The organism is Kitasatospora sp. NPDC091207, assembly GCF_044768625.1.
Classification (GTDB): domain Bacteria; phylum Actinomycetota; class Actinomycetes; order Streptomycetales; family Streptomycetaceae; genus Kitasatospora.
Map to the genome: position 1 here is coordinate 294,925 of NZ_JBIVVS010000006.1, position 15,782 is coordinate 310,706.

The following is a 15,782-nucleotide window of genomic DNA, read 5'->3' on the forward strand; positions in this document are numbered from 1 at the left end:
CTGGGCGGGCCGGTGGTCGGTGCGCGGTTTTTCGCCTACCGGCCCTCGCCGCTGGCCCCCCCGGCCGCGGGGGGCGGGGGGGGCCGGCGCGGGGGGGGCCCCCCCCCCCGCCCCCCCCCCCCCCCCCCCCCCCCCCCCGCGGCTCCCGTCCCCGCCCCGCCCCGGGTCGTGCGGCCGTATCCGGTACCCGTACCCGGTACCGGTGTACCGGCCCCGCACCCGCACCCGCACCCGCACCCGAAAGGAAACGTCCGAAATCATGCGCTCGCAGCAGCGTTTCCGCACCGGCACCGCACTCGGCCTCGCCGGCCTGCTCGTCACCGCGGCGGTGGTCTCCGCCGCGACCGCCGCCTCCGCCCACGAAGCGGACCGACCCGCCACCGAGCGGGCCCGGCGGCTGGTCGACCGCTCGCCCGATCTCGTCCAACCCCGCGCGCTGACCGTCGACGGCTCGCTCGGCACCCGCCGGGCGGCCCTGGAGGTCCGGCTGGCGCAACAGCTCTACACCTTCTGGAACACCGGTGAGCAGCGCTACCCGGACGCCGCCGTCGCGCCGGACTTCCGGGACAACACGCTTCCGGAGGGCCGCCCCCAGGGCCCCGCCGGCCCCGCGTTCGCCTCGCGTGCGTTCCGCGCCGCGGTGCCGGACCTGACCTGTGAGCTGTCGGACCTGCTGGTCACGGGCGACCGGATCACCGCCCGGCTGGTCTTCCGCGGCCACTTCACCGGTGTCTTCGACGGCCGGCGGGGCGAGGGCCGGCGGGGCGAGGGCCGGCGCGTCGAGTTCGACGCGATCGACATCCAGCACGTCGGCACGTCGCGGATCACCGAGGACTGGCACATCGAGGACAACCGGACCCTGCTGGCGCAGCTCGGCGCGGCCACCGGCCACTGAGCACCCGGCCGGGCCCGGCGCGGTGGCCCACCCTGCCGTCCGGCCCTGGCGGCCGCCCGCCCCGCCGCCCGGGGCAGGTGACGGGCGGCGGGGCGGGGCGGACCGGGGTCAGTCGTCGGGGTCCTCGTCGTCGTAGACCTCACTGACGTCGAACCGGCAGATCAGCAGCTGCGGGTCCGCGTGCTCGAACGGCTCCGGCAGCCACTCCCCCGGCTCGGTCGGCTCGGCGGCGGCGACCCAGAGCGTGGAGTCACCCTCCTCCAGGCCGAACTCCTCGCTCCGGGCGGCGATCTCGTCCGGCTCGTACTCACCGAACAGCACGCCGATCGCGGCGTTCACCTCGCCCGTCCCGCCGCCGCCTGGGGTCAGCGAGTCGTCCAGCCGCTCGGCCTGGGCGCGCAGCCGCTTCGGGTCGACCACGTGGTAGTCGCGGCGGATCAGCACGCTGATCGCCTCGGGCTGCTCGGGGCCGTGGTACCCGCCCGGCCCCTCGTCCCCGGGGACCTCGAACGGGGTGACCTCGTCGTAGACCTCGTAGAGGAGTTGGTCGTACGCGATGGCCGCCGTCGCGAGCTGCTCGTAGGCGGTGAACACAGCGGGATCGTCCGCTGCGCTGTGGCTTGACACCGCTTCGAGATGACGGTCGATGGCGGCCTTGACCGCCTCGGCGGCGGCGCGTACCTCGGCAATGGTGGGCTGCGCGGCATCAGACATGGTGCAGACGCTATCTCCCCGCGGTGTCGGTACGCACAGCGGTTGTCACCTACACCCGCGATTTCACCGCAACTTCCGCCCTGATGTCCGATCCGCGTGGTTCTGTACCCGCGCACGCCCGCGCGGAGCGCACGGACCCGGCACTGCTGGGCCGTCCGGGTGCCGCATCCGCGAGCCCCGATCGGGGTATCCCGTCCACAACAGGAACGGAACTGATGCACTGTCAGGAGCGCGGGTGGCGGGCCTGCCGGGAGGGCGGCCGAAAATACCCGGGCCCGTTGGCGGAGGCAGGCCGTAGGCTTGCCCGCAGGTGTCCCTCAGGAGGAGCGTTTTGACCTCAGCGAAGCCGGTCCGGCAGCCGGAGTACGAGTACCAGTCGTTGCGCATGCCACGCGGGACCTCCCGCAACGCGGCGCGCCAGCTGCTCACCGAGCATGCCGAATACGGGCATTGGGAGCTGGACAGACTGCGACTGTTCCCCGACGGCAGCCGAACGGTGCTGCTGCGGCGGCGGATCATCCGGCAGGTCCGGAGCTGGTGACGGCGCCCACCCGCTGATCGCCCGCGTGCCCCGGCCCCTCTCCCGTCGGGCCGTGCACCGGGCTCGCCCCGGATCCCCGCACGGCCAGGTGTGCCGCGCCGGTACGGGGGGGTCGTCACGGGTTCCGCCCGTCCACGCGACGCGGCCACCGGTGCCCGCGGCCGCCGGTCCGACCGACGGCCGCGGGCACCGGCGTTCACTGCCGGGCCCGCACGGCGTTCGCCACCCGCGGCGACCGCGCCGGGCCCCGCCCAGGTCGCCGCGGCAGCCCGGGTACCGGCTCAGGCCCCGCCGCCTCCGGCGGACGAACCGCTACCCGGAGCGCGACTGCCTCGCCGAGCGCGAGGCCTCCGCCCAGCGCGCGGCCTCCGCTCAGCGCGCGCCGGCGCGGGCACGGCGGTAGAGCACGCCGCCACCGAGCAGCAGCGCGAGGCCGGCGGCGCCGAGCAGCTCGGTGCCGCCCGCGCCGGTCGAGGCCAGCTGGCCGCCCCCGGCCGCCTCCGCGGCCGCGGTGCGGGCCGATGCCGGCACCGCCTGACCGCTCTGACCGCCGCCGGCCGCGGTGGTCCTCGCGGGCGTGGGCACGCTCGTGCCGGGCGTCGCGGCCGGGGTGGTGGCGGTCGGGGCGCCCGTCCGGGGGTTGCCCGGCGTGGTCCCACCACTGCTCGGGTGCTGCGACGGCGGTGTGGAGGGCTGGCCGGTGCCGGGCGGCGGCGGGTTGTGCGAGCCGTGCTCCTCGGGGCAGTCCTCGTCCTGGTGGGCGGGCGGCGCGGCCACCGCCGAGCCCTCGTTGCCGCAGGCGTTCCCGAAGGCCGGGTTGCCGGCGCCGACCACGTCGACCGAGTTGCCGCAGGCGTTGACCGGGATGTGCACGGGCGCCTGGACACTGTTCCCGGAGACCACGCCGGGCGACCCGGCCGCCTGGCCGGAGGCGGCGGCCCCCGAAGCGCCCTGCCCGCTGCCGCCGGGGTGCCCGCTGATGTTGGCGCAGTGGTTGCCGTACGCGGGGTTCAGGACGCCGATCACATCGACGGTGTTCCCGCAGGCGTTGATCGGCACCTCGACCGGCACCTGCACCGAGTTCCCGGAAGCCACGCCCGGGGAACCGACGGCGCCACCCTGCGCCTCGGCGCCCGCGTAGGCGTAGCCGGCGGTCGAGGCCAGGACACTGCCGGTGGCCACGGCCGTGAGGAGCCCCTTCTTGGCTACATTCCTCATATTTTCCCCTGACATATCGAGACGACGTGATGACCTACCGAAAGTCGGACTTTCCGAATAACGAGCAAGGTCTTCGAGTGCACAGGGGACAACGAGGCGCAAGCGGCGAGGTTGAGCCGAACAAACCCGCTTCACCCGATCGAGTGATACTCCGGAGCGGCCCCGGAAGGCCCCGGAAACACACCGCGCCGACCGACCGCCGCCCCTCCGACCCGGCGCCGGACAGACAAGCGCCCCCGGTGCGGCGCGTCCGCCGCCCGGGGGCCAAGTGAGTCGATCCGATGAGCGGCCCGTCGACCTGTCGGCCGGTGACTCACCGGCCGGTCGACCCGTCGACCGATCACACGGTCATCGTGCGCTCAGCGAGCGGCGCGGCTCAGAAGTTGGCGCAGTGGTTGCCGAACGCCGGGTTCAGCACGCCGATCACGCTGACGGTGTTGCCGCAGAGGTTCACCGGGATGTGCACGGGAATCTGGATCTGGTTGCCCGCGACCACGCCGGGGGAGCCGGCGGCCACACCGTTGGCGGCGGCGCCGCCGTGGGCGGACGCGGTACCGGCGACGGCCATCACCAGGCCACCGGTGACAGCGGCAACGGCGGCGATCTTCTTGACCTTCATCATTCCTCCTGTATGGACAACGCAACCCGTTCGGCGGGCTGCATAGGAGTGAACGACGGTGTGGCAAACGGGGTACGGAGCCTTTTCTCCATTCACCCGCAACGGTGACGACTCGTACAGACAGTCGATCCGCAGGCGCTTGCAGAATCGTTTCTCTCGATCTCCATTTCACGGTCCCAAATCATTAGCTCGGACAATGCGGACGGCCCGCGCCCGGTACCCCGGGAGCGGGCCGCGGTCCCGCCTTCGGGACGGTCGGTCAGCAGGCGTCGATGAAGCGGTCCAGCACCCGCACGCCGAACTTGAGGCCGTCCACCGGCACCCGCTCGTCCACACCGTGGAACATCCCCGCGAAGTCCAGCTCCGGCGGCAGCTGCAGCGGCGCGAAGCCGAAGCAGCGGATGCCGAGGTCCTGGAACGACTTGGCGTCCGTCCCGCCGGAGAGGCAGTACGGCACGGCCCGCGCGATCGGGTCCTCCGCCTGCAGCGCGCTCTGCATCGCCTCGACCAGCGCGCCGTCGAAGCTGGTCTCGATCGCCTTGTCGGAGTGGATGCTCTCGCGCTTCACGCGCGGGCCGAGCACGCTGTCCAGCTCGGCCAGGAACTCCTCCTCGTAGCCGGGCAGGAAGCGCCCGTCCACGTGCGCGGTCGCCTGCCCGGGGATCACGTTCACCTTGTAGCCGGCACCGAGCATCGTCGGCTGGGCGGTGTTGCGCAGCGTGGTGCCGATCATCTTGGCGATGCCGCCCAGCACCCGCAGCGTCTCGTCCATGTTCTCCGGGTCGAGCCGCACGCCGAGCGCGTCCGACAGCTCGTCCAGGAAGGCGCGGACGGTCTTGGTGATCCGCAGCGGGAAGGTGTGCCGCCCGAGCCGGGCCACCGCCTCGCACAGCTCGGTGATGGCGTTGTCGTCGTTCTCCATCGACCCGTGCCCGGCCCGGCCCTCGACCGTGAGCCGCATCCAGTGCATGCCCTTCTCGGCCGTCTCCACCAGGTAGAGCCGGACCTGGTCGTTGACGGTGAACGAGAAGCCGCCGACCTCGCCGATGCCCTCGGTCACCCCCTCGAAGAGGTCCGGGTGCTTGTCCACCAGGTACCGGGCGCCGAACGTGCCGCCCGCCTCCTCGTCGGCCACGAAGGCCAGCACCAGGTCCCGCGGGGGCTTGCGCCCGGTCCGCAGCCGGTCGCGCACGACGGCCAGCGTCATCGCGTCCATGTCCTTCATGTCGACCGCGCCGCGCCCCCAGACGCATCCGTCCGCGATCTCGCCGGAGAACGGGTCGTACGTCCAGTCCGCCGCGTTGGCCGGCACCACGTCGGTGTGCCCGTGGATCAGCAGGCCCGGGCGCGAACGGTCCTCGCCCTCGATCCGCACGACGGTCGAGGCCCGCCCCTTGGCGGACTCGAAGATCTGCGGCTCGATACCGAACTCCGCGAGCTGCTCCGCCACGTACTCGGCGGCCTTGCGCTCGCCCGGCCCCGAGCCGTCGCCGTAGTTGCTGGTGTCGATCCTGATCAGATCGCGACAGATCTCGGCGACCTCCGACTCGGCCGTCACCTTCGGCGCCGCCGCCCGCCCCGCCGTCGACTCGCTCCGCTCGCTCACGGTCACTCCTCGTCTCTGGCCCGCACCGACGCACCAGTGCGCCAGCCCCGGGACCTGCACCCGGGCCGTACGAGCACGTCCGCCCATCCTCCCCCAGGCCCCCACCCGTATCCACCCCGCGGGCGCCCGGGAAACGACGCGAAACCCGCTGGTCACACCCCCGCCACAGAGCACCCCTTGCCCCGGTCACCGCCCCTCGCTCACCCGTCCACGACCGTTTTGGGAGCGCAAGCCGATCTTTGCTACAGTTACATCTGTCAGCGCGGCCGACGAGGCCGAAGAGACAACACCCGGTCCGGGTGGCGGAATGGCAGACGCGCTAGCTTGAGGTGCTAGTGCCCTTTATCGGGCGTGGGGGTTCAAGTCCCCCCTCGGACACCAGCTAAGACCCCTGTTTATCAGGGGTTTTTTGCTTTTCCAGGCAGTGGCGTGACCAACCACGTGACCAACGGCCCAGAGAATCCCTGATCAGACCAGGGCAGACAGGCCAACCCTGCTGGCATTGCTCGCAGCCAGCTTCCTGGCCCCATCCTTCCGACTGTGTCCGTACCGGGCCATCGTGTAGCCCGGCGAGTGGTGCCGAACATTCGCCGACACCTCCACCGGGTTCTCCCCCGCCTCCAAAGCGTTGGTGACGTGCGAGTGCCGCAGGTCGTGAACCCGGAAGTCCTCCGGCAGGCCCAGACGGTTACGGAGCGTGCGCCACCGGGCAGAGACCTTCTCCGGGTCCTGCGGGCCCCCGGCGCGTCCGGCCTTGAACAGCTTGAAGCCGTCACGGGCGAACACGAGGTCGTGATCATTCCAGGTCGGACCGGACCAAGACCGGCCCTTTCCTCCTGCTGCCGTTCCCTCTGTCGCTTGAGCACGCTCATGACGGTCTGGTCCACATAGATGGTGGCCGCGTCGTCCCCGCCCTTGGTCAACGGGCGGTGACGGAAGGTGTTGCCCTCCTCCGCCACGACCCATTGCAGGTCAATGGCTCCACTGTCCCAATGCACGTCCCTCCAACTCAGGCCCAGGGCCTCGCTGCGACGGCAGCCGGTCACCGCGATGAACGTCCAGAGCGCCGCATCCCGGAGGCAGTGGTGGGACGGACCACACTTTGTGTTCCCGCACAGCTCCCACACCGCTACCAGGAACGTGGCCGTCTCGGGGTCGTCCAGGGTCGGGTACTTCTGTTCCTGGCCCCTGATCTCCCGCTGCGTCGGAGGGTTGGCGGTCTTGGCCGGGTTCGACGGGCTGTTGTGGACGTGCCGGACGGACTTCTTACCGAGGGGCTTCCCGGCGTTCGTCGGACAGGGTGACGTCTCCAACAGCCGGTACAGGTCGTCCAAGGTGTCGTCAGTGACCTCGTTCAGCTTCACTGCACCGATGTGCGGCTTGATGTGCAACCGGATCTTCGTCTCGTACCCGGCGACGGTGGCCCCCTCCTTCCGGTGGGTGCTCAGCCACTTGTCCAACCAGTCTCCGAGCGTCATGTCAGAGCGGACAGCCACCTTGCCCGCCCGCATCGTGGTCGGTGCGCCACTGGCGGAGTGCCTTCTCCGCCTCGGTCTTGGTCTTGTACTCCCGGCCTCTCCAGTACCTCTCATTCTTATCTAACTAATTTGATTAGGAGGTGTCGCCATGAGCGACATTGAGATGACCTTTGATGAGAGTCCGGAGCCCGCGCTTTCAATAGTGCACCGATTCCCCTTGACACCCGAAACCGATAACACCCAGGAGGCCACATGGCCCAGGCCTACCAGAATCCAGCTACCCATTCCTTTGTTCCTGAGATTTGGGACTCGACGCTCCTCACTCACAACCCTGTCCACCACCGCCATGCCGGCCGGAGTCGATATCGTGGCCGGACACTCCGACTTCGCCACGTACGCATCGCAGTTCACTGGTTTCCGTTCGGGTCCCAGCGAGCGCTACCGCGCCGACTACGTGGATAACCTCCACCAGTACGGCGGGAAGATCGTGCGATACCCAGGACTAGACACTGCAAAGCCGGACCATACCTTCGACGAGAACACGCCCACGAAGGGCATCCTCAAGGTTGCTGTGGACTGGCCCGCCAGCTAGACCCCTTGAACCAGACGGGCCCTCGCCGAGAAGGCGAGGGCCCGCTTTCTTTGTTTTAAGGCCGCCTATGAGGTGCAGTCGTACCAGCCACCCCAGTCCGCGCCGTTGAATTGGCGGCACCACCAACGGTTATCACCGCCAAGTGCCTCGATTGTTGGCTCTGCTGAAGTCAGCCACACGCCGCTCTTAAGGTCGTGACCTCCGAGGCTCCCCCACGGAGCCCAAGAACCGCCCGGAGTTGTCTGCCAGGAGTTCCAAACTGCATGGTCCATTCCCAGTCCGAATATCTCCCACCGATCGTCCGTCCAGTTAATGACGAGATACCGCGACCCACACAGAAAAGTGCCGTTCATGGGTTGCCCACCGGGGAAGGTCTGCACGCACCCGGTATGACCGTCATAGGTTCCCCAAATGGTGTTCGAGAAGCTCTGTTTGACCCGACTGACATTGAGGGAGGCAGTCCCTGGCTCGGTCGCCGAAGCCGCAGGAGTCGCGCTTGCAGCCAGAAGCCCAAGAGCCGCAACGGAAAGAGCGATCCTTCTGAGCATGATCAACCTTCCTTCGAGTCTTCGGTGTACGCAACCAGGACGCACACACAGTTCTTGGTTGGTCTACGGGCGACGCATGAACGGCTTGAAGAAGTGGTTAACTGACTTAATCAAGTGGTGTGACGGAAGCTGAGGATCCGGTCCCGCTTGTCGAGACATATATCACCACCGGCAATAGAGATGCGGGTGTCCCCGGGCCCATGCAAGGACGCGCAAGCCCGAAGAGCGGCCAGCATCACGTCCTGGGGCCTCATTTCATTCATTCAGTGCCCCTGGGGAGCCCGCGGAGTGGCAACTGGAGGCCAGATGAGCCCCAAGAGGGTCCCAGGAGGCCCCGAAATGGACCCCAAGCAGCCCTGGGGGGCTCTTCGGCCGCCAGGCCGGCGAGGGCCGGCCCAATCCCTCGGAATGATTCATACCCGTACACAGGGCGAGGAAGGCAACCCCCGGCGGGTCCCCTCTCTTCCAAATTAGGCATTACCCCAAACCCATGCGCACGACTGTCTTGGTGCCCGTAGAGAAGACGTTCTGTGATGCTCACCTTGCCAAGGACGGCAGTCAGGAAGAGGCCACGGAGTCTCTGAGCGTTGCTGGTCACGCATGGGACCTGTGCTTGGAACATGGTGTTGTCTTCACTCGGTACCTGATGGACACGCTCGGTGTGCCTGGCCAGCCTGAGGCTTCGCCGGTTGCTGTGGAGCCGACCGTGACCGCTGCCAAGGTCGACCACCAGGACGACGCCGAAGAGGACGACGTGACCGAGGCTGAGCCGATGGTCCGGCCGTCCGGGATGGTGTCGGGCGAGATCCCGGGATACGCGTGGTCGGATGCCCGGCATGCTGTCCGCAACCTTGGCCATGAGGTGGTCGGCCGGGCTGACAGCAGCACCGTTCTGATCATCTGCGGTGAGGGCGAGGAGCGCGCAACTAAGAAGCTGCAAGCCGCAGTTGAGTTCGGCATCCCGTGCTTCGACGCGTCCAAGCCGGGCGCCTTCCGGGACGCCGTGTGCGCCGGAGAGTTCAAGGGCGGTGACCCCCTGCCCAAACCGGTGAGGGTGGACGCTCAGGCCGTCAAGGCCAAGTCCGAGGCACAGGCCATACGTGACTGGGCCAAGGCTCAGGGCTGCACGGTGAACGCCAAGGGTGCCATCCCCGCATCGGTCCGCCACGCCTACCGGGTGGCAGCCAAGCAAGCGGCCTGACCAGCAGCACGTACCTGGGTGGCCGGGGTCGGCCCGGCCACCCGATCCCAACCAGTCTCAGGAGAGAAGAAGTTGAGCACCATCACCCGGTACGGGCCTATCGGTCGCGCCGTCGAGAAGGTCAGCCCGTACGTCGAGTGCGATCCGGTCGGCATGTAGGTGGCCGCTCTGCGCATGTGGTCCGCTGCCATCGACCAGACAGTGAAGGTGTCCAGCCGGGGCAACGCCCGTCCGGCCCTTGTCTGGAGTGCGTTGGTCGGTGGCACGGGCAAGGGGAAGGGCACGGCTCTACGGGCCGCTCAGCACATCATGAAGGTGGCATGGTCTTCGACCGCGAGGGTTCGAAGTTCGCCAACGTGATGGTCTGGGACGAACACCAGGGAGACCCGCGGCAGTGGGCCCGGAACCGGAGGTGCCCGCCCGCCTCGGAGGGGCCGCTGCCCCGGGCGCTGCCGACCGGGCCCTCGACCAGGTCGACCGGTGAGGGCCCACGCCGACCGGCGGGCCGCGGTCGGCTGCCCGTCGGAGGCGGAGGTTCCCCGGGCCGATCCGCGCAGGTGGCGGGGTGTTTCGGGGGGCTCGGATAGGCTGGTCCGGTGAACGAGAACCTGCCCCCGTGCCCCCGGTGCTCCAGCGAGTACACCTACGCGATGGACGCGCTGATGGTCTGCCCGGAGTGCGGGAACGAGTGGGCGCCGGCCGGGGGTGAGGGCTCCGACGGGGCCGCCGCCGGGGGGCGGGTGGTCAAGGACGCCGTCGGGAACGTGCTGAGCGACGGCGACACGGTGACGGTCGTCAAGGCGCTCAAGGTCAAGGGCAGCCCGTCGGGGATCAAGGCGGGCACCAAGGTGCGCAACATCCGCCTGGTCGACGGGGTCGACGGGCATGACATCGACTGCAGGATCGACGGGTTCGGCCCGATGCAGCTCAAGTCGAGCGTGGTCAAGAAGGCCTGACCGGTCGGTCACAGGCCGTGCTCGTCCAGGATCCGCAGCAGGTTGCGCTTGCGCCGCTGGTCGGCCTTCAGGGCCGCGAGGTCCTCCGCGAACTCCTCCTCCGTCCCCAACGCGCGGTGGCAGGCCCGGGCTTCGAGCAGGAGCCGGGCCATCTCCCGGTAACGGGCGTCACCGGTGAGCGGCTTGAGCCCCTCGATCGCGCGGCGGTACACCGCCAGTGCCTCGTCGGGCCGGCCGGCGCCGTCACGGGCCACCTGCGCCGGCAGGACCGCTCCCCGGTCGCCCTTGCCGACGGGCGGCTTGAGGCCGCGCTCGGCCTTGGCCAGCTGCTTCATCAGGTGCTTCTCGGCCCAGCCGGACGGATTGCGCCGGCTCGCCTCCTCCGCCCGCTCCCGGACCCGTCGCAGGCCCGGCTCGCCGAGGAGGTCGCGGTAGTCCCCCAGTTCGGCCTCCAGCAGATGGTCGTGGTCGCCGAGCAGCCGGTCGACCAACCAGTCGGCCAGCTCGGTGCGGTCGGGTGCCGCCGCCCGGCACGCCTCCAGGTGGGCCTCGTCGAGATCGGCGGCGACACCGCCGACGCACCCCGCGGAGTCGTCGATCCGGTCGTAGGACCGGCCGAGCAGCCTGATCGCCTCCCGGGCCAGGGCGACCGCCTGGGCGGCCTGACCCTCCGCCGTGAGGGCGCGGACGGCGGCCACCGCCTCGCCGGCCTGGAGCGCGTAGACCTGGGCGTCGGCGTACTCGACGTACCCGTACCGGCTGAAGCGGCCGACCGCGAGCAGGTCGGCGATCCGGGCCCGCAGTTGGGCGGGGTCGGCCTGGGCGGTCGCCGCCCGGAGCTCCAGGCGGCGGCGCAGGCTCCGGTCACTGTCCATCAGTTCACGGACCAGCAGCACCAGGTCGTCCCGTGAACGCGAACCGAGCCAGGACTCCAGGCTGCCGGCCCGTGCCTTCGCCTCGGCCTTGAGCCGGGGCAGCTCGTCCCGCTTCTCCAGCACGACCAGGCCCACCGCGACACAGTGCTTGCAGAAGTTGCCGTCGAGTCCGTAGGGACAGTCGCACTCGCCCGACAGTCCGTACTCCTCGTCCAGCTCCAGCACGACCTCGTAGGCCTCGGTGCCGCTGACGACGGCGGTGAACCGCTGTGCCCCGACGTCGAGTTCGGCCACCGCGTCCCGGTAGCCCAGACCTCGTTCGAAGGAGCGCGGCCCGGCCAGCCCGCTCAGGTCGTCCTCAGTGAATCCGGCGCTGCTCGTCACACCGTTCATTCAAGCAAATCGCGACGACCGGCCGACCGGCTTCCGTCCGGTCAACGAGCCGTCCAGACCGGGCAGGCGGAGTGGTGGCGGTGGGTGCGGATGATGGTGCCGCCGAGGGAGCGGTGTTCGGTGGTGGCGACGGCGCAGCAGCGCGGTGGCACGGTGGCGGGAGCGAGGCCGCGTGGCGGCACCGACGCGGTCGGGGTGGACGGGGCGGGGGTGTGCGGGGCCGGCGTCCGGTGCGGGACGGCCGGACGGCGGCGCCGACGGCGGGGAGTGGAAGTGGTCACGGAGCGAGATTGCCCCGGCTTCGGCCGGTGAATCCGAGGCTCACCCGGACGGAGGACAGGGAACGGGAGCGGGAAGGGGACCGGGGGCCGAGGGGAGAGCAGCCGGGTGGGGTGGCCTCAGAAGGTGATCGTGCGGCCCTCGGCGGCGGCCTGGCGGGCGGTGTGGGCGACACCGTGGACCTTGAGCCCGCGGGGGTCGAGGAGGGTGATCGCCCCACCGTGGTTGCCGAGCGTGAACCCGCCGGCGGCGTGGACGGTGAGGGCGGCGCCGGGGGCCAGCGGTCCGGCGGGCAGGGCGAGGCGCTGCCCGGCCTGGTCGGCGAGGTGCCAGCCGGTCAGGTCGACCGCCGCGGCCGAGGTGTTGAGGACCGTGACGGTCTCGTCCTCGGGCGCCGGGCCGACCGGGTTGACCACGGCGGCGACGATCCGCAGCGCGGCCCCGTGGCCGGGCGGGTCGGTGGGACCGGGCGGGTCGGTGGGACCGGGCGGGTCGGTGGGACGGGGCGGGGTGCCGGGGAGGGGGTGGCCGGTGGTGTCGTCGGTGTGCCAGGCCTGGGACTGGAAGGCGAGGAAGACCGCGACCCAGCGGTTCTCGGCGGGCAGGTGGATCAGCAGGCCGCCGTCCTGGTAGACGCCGTTGTCGGCGCGGAACCGGCCGCTGTTTCCCTGGTTCATGTGGATGTCGTGGACGCCGTTGCCGGGCCGGAAGCCGAACACCTTGTCGGGGACGCCCGGTTCCGGGCCGAAGCGCTGGCCGATCAGGTGAACGGCGGCGGCCGGGTCGTCGATCGCCCGCCGCACGTAGTGGTCCAGCAGGTCGGCGAGGTCGTTGTCGGCCCCCGGGAGGCCGGGCGGCAGGACGCGGAGTGCGGCCGGGTCGAAGAGGTTGCCGCGGATGAAGTCCAGCGCGGCCGTGCCGGGCTTCGAGGGCAGGTCGCTCCAGCCGCTGCCGGCGGCCGGGAGCAGGCCGGTGACCGGGTGCCGGAAGTCGTCGACGACGACGTAGAGCAGCTCCGAAGGCGCCTGCTGGGACTCGACGTTGACCGCCGCCCGGTAGTCGGTGCCGGCCGCGTCGCGGAGGTGGATCTGGTAGTGCGGGGTGTCGGTGTTGTCCTCGCGACGCCGGTCGACGGCGGTGGCGGCGAGTACGCCGTAGTTCTTGAGGGGCATGGGTGAGGTGTCCTCGGGCCGGTTCGGTGATCGGAACGCACTCCGTTCTCCCGCACCCGCGGCCGCCGCTGCCGGCGAATCGACGGATGTTCACCTGTTGTCCGCCCGGACCGGTCGACGGGTACCGGCGGGTGCTCACCGCCCGGCGGGTACGCCGGGGGCCGGTTCACCCTTCCGCCGGTCGCCCCGCCTCGGCCGGGGGCCCGCCGCCGAGCGGTGCCGCGGCCCGGCGGCGGCCGACACTGCGGATCATCTCGCCGACGACGAAGGCCGTCACCGAAGCGACGATCAGCAGCGGCATCGCGTTCGCGGCGTCGACACCGAGCAGCGCCGACGCCAGCACGGTGCTGGTGACCGGCAACCGGGTGACGGCGGCACCGGAGGCCGCGAGGCCGGCGGCCAGGCCCGGGGTGTAGCCGAAGCCGGGCAGCGCGCTGCAGGCCACCCCGACGGCCGCGCCGATCAGGAGCGCCGGGAAGATCGGGCCACCGCGCATGCTGCCCAGCGCGATGCCCCAGCCGAGCGCCTTGCAGAGCACCAGCGCCACCAGGACGCCGACCGGCCAGGACGCCGGGTCCGCGGCGAGGTTGGCGAGGGTGATCTGCCCGGAGAGCGCCGCCTCCTCCGGTGAGCGTCCGGTGAGCAGCGCGTACGCGCTGATGCAGACGCCGACCGCGACGGCACAGAGCACCGTCCGGACGGCCGTCGTCCGGACGGTCGGCGGGGGCCGGTCCGGCCCTCCGGTGACGTACCCCTTGACCAGCCCGCCGAGGGACCGGCCGCCCACACAGATCGTCGCGACCACGATCGCGACCGGGATGCCCCAGAGGAAGTCGCCCGGGTCGGGGATGCCGGACGCGGGCACGGAGGGCAGCGAGAGGGCCCCGATCGACAGCCCGGTCCAGTGGCCGAAGCCGGTGAACACCAGCGCGCCGATGCCGCTCGCCAGCAGGCACGGCAGGATCAGCACGGTCAGTTGCGGGCCACCCAGCCCGGCCGCCTCGATGATCATCACGGCGGCCACCAGCGGGCTCCCGAAGATGGTGGAGATCGCCGCCGCCGAACCGGCCGCGCCGAGCACGGGTGCCAGCTGGGGTTTGGCGGTCAGCCAGGCGGGCCGGACGGCAAGCAGGGCGAGGCCGCTGCCCAGCGCCATCAGGGGCGCTTCGGGGCCGAGTACGACACCGAGCGGCAAACAGACCAGGGCCGCCAGCACGACGCCGGGCACGGCCTTCGGCAGCGTGGGCGGCCCGCCGAGCCCGTCCACCGGGATGTGACCGCCGCGGCCCGGCAGCCGGATGATGACCGGGACCACCAGCAACCCGGCGAGCAGCAGCGCGGGCAGCGGCCACCACCAGGGCGCGCGGTCCAGACCGAGGGCCTGCGGCAGGCTCTCCCAGACCCAGTGCTGGAGTTCGTGCTCCAGGCTGACGAAGCCGAACGCCGCCAGCGACACCGGGATGCCGACGAGGGCCGAGATCAGCAGGAGGACCAGGTAACCCTTCTTCAGCAGCACCGCGCGCACGGCGTCGGGGCCGCCGCTCTGCTGACCGCTCTGCTGACCGGTCTGCTCAGGCATGCCCGCTCCTTCGCGCTCACCGGGGCCGGCCGCCGCGCGGTCCCCTCCTGGGACCGAGTCTCGCCCGGGGCCCGGCGGCCCGCGCCCCGGCACGGCGCGCCCCCGGGCGGGTTGCGCCGTACGGGTGAGCGGCCGACAGGTCGCGGCCACGCGCCCACCGGGACCGACCGGTCACGCCCGCGGCACCTGCCGGGACGCCGGGGTCACGCCTGCCGGACCCCCCGGGACCGACCGGTCACGCCGGCGGCACCTGCCGGGACTCCTCCAGCGCGCTCTCGATGCCCTGCACCATCCGCCAGAGCGGCGCCCGGCGGCTGGCGACCAGCACCACCACGTCGTCCGCCTCGGCCGCGCCGTCCGGCGCGCCCTCGGCCGGCCGGTCGTTCCAGGTGCCGGTGACGAAGGCCATCGCCGCGTCCACCTCGGCGATCCAGTCGCTCTCGCCGCCGGAGCGCAGCCAGGTGCGCAGCGCGTGGTTGTGCGCGGAGACCACCGCGGCCGCGATCACATCGGCGCGCAGGGCCCCGTCGGGCCGCGCGGCGAAGCGCCCGCGCAGGTAGTGGGCGAGCATGTGCTCGTAGCGCCAGACCACCGACAGCTCGTACGCGCGCAGGCCGGGCACCTTGCGGGTGAGCCGGTAGCGCTGGACGGAGAAGGACGGCTGCTCGGCGTACATCCGCAGGACGAGGCGGGCGGCGTCGCAGGCGTGCCGGACCGGGTCCTCCTCGCCGGTGCCGGACTCCAGGAACTCCGTCATCTCGGCGAGGCTGCGTTCGTGGTCGGGGAAGACCACGTCCTCCTTGGCCGGGAAGTAGCGGAAGAAGGAGCGCCGGCCGACTCCGGCGAGCGAGACGATGTCGTCGATGGTGGTCTGTTCGAAACCGCGTTCCAGGAAGAGTTCGAAGGCGGCGGCGACGAGCGCCTCGCGCATCGCCGGCTTCGGCGGACCGTCGTTCATGGGCTGGTCCTGCTCTTCCTTCTCGCTCATTCCCGGAACATAGCACCGGCTTCGAACAGCCGAGCCAGGGTGTGCGGCGGGGTGCCCGGGGGTGCCCCGCCGACGCGCTACGGCAGGTTGCGGGCCATCACGATGCGCTGGACCTGGTTGGTGCCCTC

Annotated in this window: 15 protein-coding genes, 1 tRNA gene and 1 pseudogene; 6 read left to right on the forward strand and 11 right to left on the reverse strand. The window is 71.2% G+C overall.

Annotated elements, in window-relative coordinates:
- Positions 1–259 precede the first annotated feature (259 nt).
- Positions 260–895: an ester cyclase gene (locus ACIQTO_RS14440; RefSeq protein WP_402387676.1), complete on the forward strand. Its 636-nt coding sequence runs from the start codon at positions 260–262 to the stop codon at positions 893–895.
- A 108-nt stretch (positions 896–1,003) separates the two neighbouring features.
- Here the strand turns inward: ACIQTO_RS14440 and ACIQTO_RS14445 are convergent, their stop codons facing one another.
- Positions 1,004–1,609, reverse strand: a complete 606-nt coding sequence (locus ACIQTO_RS14445; protein WP_402387679.1) for a hypothetical protein — start codon at positions 1,607–1,609, stop codon at positions 1,004–1,006.
- A gap of 331 nt (positions 1,610–1,940) precedes the next feature.
- Here ACIQTO_RS14445 and ACIQTO_RS14450 point away from each other — a divergent pair, with 331 nt between their 5' ends.
- The gene (locus ACIQTO_RS14450) at positions 1,941–2,150 is read left to right on the forward strand and encodes a DUF5703 family protein (RefSeq protein ID WP_402387682.1); all 210 of its coding nucleotides are present in this window, start codon (positions 1,941–1,943) and stop codon (positions 2,148–2,150) included.
- A gap of 372 nt (positions 2,151–2,522) precedes the next feature.
- On the opposite strand, the gene ACIQTO_RS14455 is transcribed toward ACIQTO_RS14450, so the two are convergent.
- From ACIQTO_RS14455 to ACIQTO_RS14465, 3 genes are all read right to left on the reverse strand, one after another.
- The gene (locus ACIQTO_RS14455; protein WP_402387685.1) at positions 2,523–3,368 is read right to left on the reverse strand and encodes a chaplin; all 846 of its coding nucleotides are present in this window, start codon (positions 3,366–3,368) and stop codon (positions 2,523–2,525) included.
- Between the two features lie 376 nt (positions 3,369–3,744).
- Positions 3,745–3,990 (reverse strand): chaplin, encoded by a 246-nt coding sequence (locus ACIQTO_RS14460; protein WP_380578863.1) that lies wholly within the window; start codon positions 3,988–3,990, stop codon positions 3,745–3,747.
- Positions 3,991–4,246: 256 nt separating this feature from the next.
- Entirely contained in the window at positions 4,247–5,593 is a 1,347-nt protein-coding gene (locus ACIQTO_RS14465) for a M20/M25/M40 family metallo-hydrolase (RefSeq protein ID WP_380578861.1), read from the reverse strand.
- Between the two features lie 293 nt (positions 5,594–5,886).
- Between ACIQTO_RS14465 and ACIQTO_RS14470 the strand changes: the two genes are divergently transcribed.
- Positions 5,887–5,974 (forward strand) — tRNA-Leu (locus ACIQTO_RS14470).
- An 87-nt stretch (positions 5,975–6,061) separates the two neighbouring features.
- Here ACIQTO_RS14470 and ACIQTO_RS14475 read toward each other — a convergent pair.
- Together ACIQTO_RS14475 and ACIQTO_RS14480 are read right to left on the reverse strand one after the other, a co-directional pair.
- Positions 6,062–6,559: a tyrosine-type recombinase/integrase gene (locus ACIQTO_RS14475; RefSeq protein ID WP_402387761.1), complete on the reverse strand. Its 498-nt coding sequence runs from the start codon at positions 6,557–6,559 to the stop codon at positions 6,062–6,064.
- A gap of 371 nt (positions 6,560–6,930) precedes the next feature.
- Positions 6,931–7,185: pseudogene (locus ACIQTO_RS14480) on the reverse strand (hypothetical protein); the annotation flags it as partial.
- Between the two features lie 34 nt (positions 7,186–7,219).
- Between ACIQTO_RS14480 and ACIQTO_RS14485 the strand changes: the two are divergent.
- From ACIQTO_RS14485 to ACIQTO_RS14495, 3 genes are all read left to right on the forward strand, one after another.
- Positions 7,220–7,663, forward strand: coding sequence for a hypothetical protein (locus tag ACIQTO_RS14485; protein ID WP_402387689.1), 444 nt, complete (start codon positions 7,220–7,222; stop codon positions 7,661–7,663).
- A 1,038-nt stretch (positions 7,664–8,701) separates the two neighbouring features.
- A complete protein-coding gene (locus ACIQTO_RS14490) occupies positions 8,702–9,412 on the forward strand; it encodes a histone-like nucleoid-structuring protein Lsr2 (RefSeq protein ID WP_402387692.1) in 711 nt (236 codons plus the stop codon).
- Positions 9,413–10,008: 596 nt separating this feature from the next.
- Positions 10,009–10,368 (forward strand): zinc ribbon domain-containing protein YjdM, encoded by a 360-nt coding sequence (locus ACIQTO_RS14495; RefSeq protein WP_402387695.1) that lies wholly within the window; start codon positions 10,009–10,011, stop codon positions 10,366–10,368.
- An 8-nt stretch (positions 10,369–10,376) separates the two neighbouring features.
- Here the strand turns inward: ACIQTO_RS14495 and ACIQTO_RS14500 are convergent, their stop codons facing one another.
- From ACIQTO_RS14500 to ACIQTO_RS14520, 5 genes are all read right to left on the reverse strand, one after another.
- Positions 10,377–11,627: an SWIM zinc finger domain-containing protein gene (locus ACIQTO_RS14500; protein ID WP_402387698.1), complete on the reverse strand. Its 1,251-nt coding sequence runs from the start codon at positions 11,625–11,627 to the stop codon at positions 10,377–10,379.
- A 50-nt stretch (positions 11,628–11,677) separates the two neighbouring features.
- Positions 11,678–11,917 carry a hypothetical protein gene (locus ACIQTO_RS14505; RefSeq protein ID WP_402387701.1) on the reverse strand — a complete coding sequence of 80 codons (240 nt, stop codon included), beginning with the start codon at positions 11,915–11,917 and terminating at the stop codon, positions 11,678–11,680.
- 117 nt (positions 11,918–12,034) lie between these two features.
- Positions 12,035–13,087 carry a DUF2278 family protein gene (locus tag ACIQTO_RS14510; RefSeq protein WP_402387704.1) on the reverse strand — a complete coding sequence of 351 codons (1,053 nt, stop codon included), beginning with the start codon at positions 13,085–13,087 and terminating at the stop codon, positions 12,035–12,037.
- A gap of 166 nt (positions 13,088–13,253) precedes the next feature.
- Positions 13,254–14,666, reverse strand: coding sequence for a chloride channel protein (locus tag ACIQTO_RS14515; RefSeq protein WP_402387707.1), 1,413 nt, complete (start codon positions 14,664–14,666; stop codon positions 13,254–13,256).
- A 235-nt stretch (positions 14,667–14,901) separates the two neighbouring features.
- Positions 14,902–15,654: a TetR family transcriptional regulator gene (locus tag ACIQTO_RS14520; RefSeq protein WP_402387710.1), complete on the reverse strand. Its 753-nt coding sequence runs from the start codon at positions 15,652–15,654 to the stop codon at positions 14,902–14,904.
- Positions 15,655–15,782 lie beyond the last annotated feature (128 nt).